The sequence below is a fragment of the Moorena sp. SIO3I6 genome (assembly GCF_010672095.1).
In genome coordinates, this window is record NZ_JAAHHU010000944.1 from 1 (window position 1) to 1904 (window position 1904).

The 1904-nt window shown below is 46.2% G+C and carries 3 protein-coding genes and 1 tRNA gene; 1 reads left to right on the forward strand and 3 read right to left on the reverse strand.

Translation table 11 applies throughout. From position 1 onward, the window contains the following. Window positions 1-388: 388 nt before the first annotated feature. A tRNA-Gly gene (locus tag F6K49_RS44725) sits at window positions 389-459 on the forward strand. 25 nt (window positions 460-484) lie between these two features. Here F6K49_RS44725 and F6K49_RS44730 read toward each other — a convergent pair. From F6K49_RS44730 to F6K49_RS44740, 3 genes are all read right to left on the reverse strand, one after another. Beyond that, on the reverse strand, window positions 485-634 hold the full coding sequence (locus F6K49_RS44730) for a hypothetical protein (RefSeq protein WP_293108451.1): 150 nt from the start codon (window positions 632-634) through the stop codon (window positions 485-487). 160 nt (window positions 635-794) lie between these two features. Continuing rightward, window positions 795-1118, reverse strand: coding sequence for an antibiotic biosynthesis monooxygenase (locus F6K49_RS44735; protein ID WP_070391318.1), 324 nt, complete (start codon window positions 1116-1118; stop codon window positions 795-797). 469 nt (window positions 1119-1587) lie between these two features. Next, a complete protein-coding gene (locus F6K49_RS44740) occupies window positions 1588-1875 on the reverse strand; it encodes a pentapeptide repeat-containing protein (RefSeq protein ID WP_366514321.1) in 288 nt (95 codons plus the stop codon). Between the last annotated feature and the right edge of the window lie 29 nt (window positions 1876-1904).

The window sequence follows — 1904 nt, forward strand, 5'->3', positions numbered from 1 at the left end:
AAAAGGCACGCTAGAAAAAGGCATGCTAAAAATAGGCAAGAGGCAAGAGGCAAGAGGCAAGAGGCAAGAGGCAATGGGCAAGAGGCAAGAGGCAAGAGGCAAGAGGCAATAGGCAAGAGGCAAGAGGCAAGAGGCAAGAGGCAAGAGGCAAGAGGCAAGAGGCAAGAGGCAATAGTCCTGATTTTTGATCTAAGAGCTGATTTGTAAACTCGCACTAAACCTTGTAGGATAAGGCTTGCGCTAAACTAGAACAATTGAACTATTTAATAACCAAAAGACAATCATAGCAAGGCTTTCAAGCTTATTAATATTTACTTTACAAATTAGCTCTAAAAAAGGTGGCATTTTGATTTTGTTATGTTATGATGCTAAAAGTACTGGAAACAGTGCGGATGTAGTTTAGTGGTAAAACCTCAGCCTTCCAAGCTGATGATGGGGGTTCGATTCCCCCCATCCGCTCTTAGTAGACAAGTTGTATATATTATTACAGGTTTAATCCGTTCCCTTTTAGCGGAAGCTGAGGCCGTAGGCCACGCTTTGCGAACGCTTCATCGCGTAGCGGCTCTGTTGGCGTAGCGGCTCTGTTCCCGTAGCGGCTCTGTTCCCGTAGCGTGGCCTTTGGCCTTAAGAGCATCGCACTGGACTCGACAGGTGGTGCGTTACGGGGCAGACTATGTCAACCCTGGCCAAGAGGCAAAAAATTAGAGACTTTCCGCCCCTAACGCAGCCTACGGCTACGCGATCGCATGAGTCTTAATTCTCCATTCTAAATTCGCGCATTCTTAATTCTCCAGCTAATTGGGAGGCTGGATTTCACTGCAAACTTCGTAGAACGATGTAGTGGGAGCTTTGGTAAACAAGTGAGACATTTGGTTTAAGATCGCCTCATAGGCTTCACTTTGATTATCTTCCATATCCGCTATACTTTCCCAAAATATCACAGCAATCCCTCTATCGGTTCCAGGTTCTTGCAGTAGGTAAGCGCCTTTGAACCCTTGGATATAGGTAGATACAGCTTTCTCGTAAAGATCCTGAGCTTCTTGAAATTTGCCTGGCTTGAATTCACCAATGGCAACATAAGCATACTTATGCTTCAGAAAATCTAGAAATTCTGTCAACTTTCCCTCCCCTCTGATTTTCTGGGTTGATTTCCGATCATAACAGCTAATGGTTGGGCGTTGCTGAATTAAGGAATGAATGCGCGATCATATGGTTTTGTTAAAGCCCCCGTGGGTCCCCCAAGCGAGGGATTGCTCGCTTGGGGGACGCAAGAAAATTTTGTTCCCCCCAGAATTGGGGGGCTAGGGGGGCGTGCGCCATACCCATAATCAGCAACGCCAATGGTTGAGCTGCACAGATGCCAATATCTGCATCTTTGTAAGCATTCAGCAGTCAGCAGTCAGTGGTCAGCTTAACTCAGATTAAACCAATGCTGACCTGTTTTCTAAATGGAGCGCGGTCTTGGGGATTTCCCTCAAGACCGCGCTCCATCAATTATTCAAAAGCACCAATCAGTACCGTGGCACAGGCTTCGACACTGTGATCCATAAGCTAATAGCTGATCGCTGATCGCTGATCGCTTACGTGTCAAGACTCTACTCTACACTCGACATTGAAATTGAATTCCTCGGCACTACCACCAATGCCAATGCCAGTTTCAAATATCTCGGCATTAGTTAAGGTCATGTTGTTCATGACAGCTCCAGACACATCGGTGTCGTAAAGCTTGGCCGCTGTTAAATTCACTTGGTTGAGATTAGCGCAGTTTAAACTAGCGTTGGTAACAAAGGCTTGGGTTAAGTTAGCCCCGTTTAAGTTGGCACCAGTCAGGTCAGCACCTTCTAGGTTGGCTTCGATTAAGTTTGCTCCTTGCAGGTTAGCATGTGACTCACGCTATGACAATG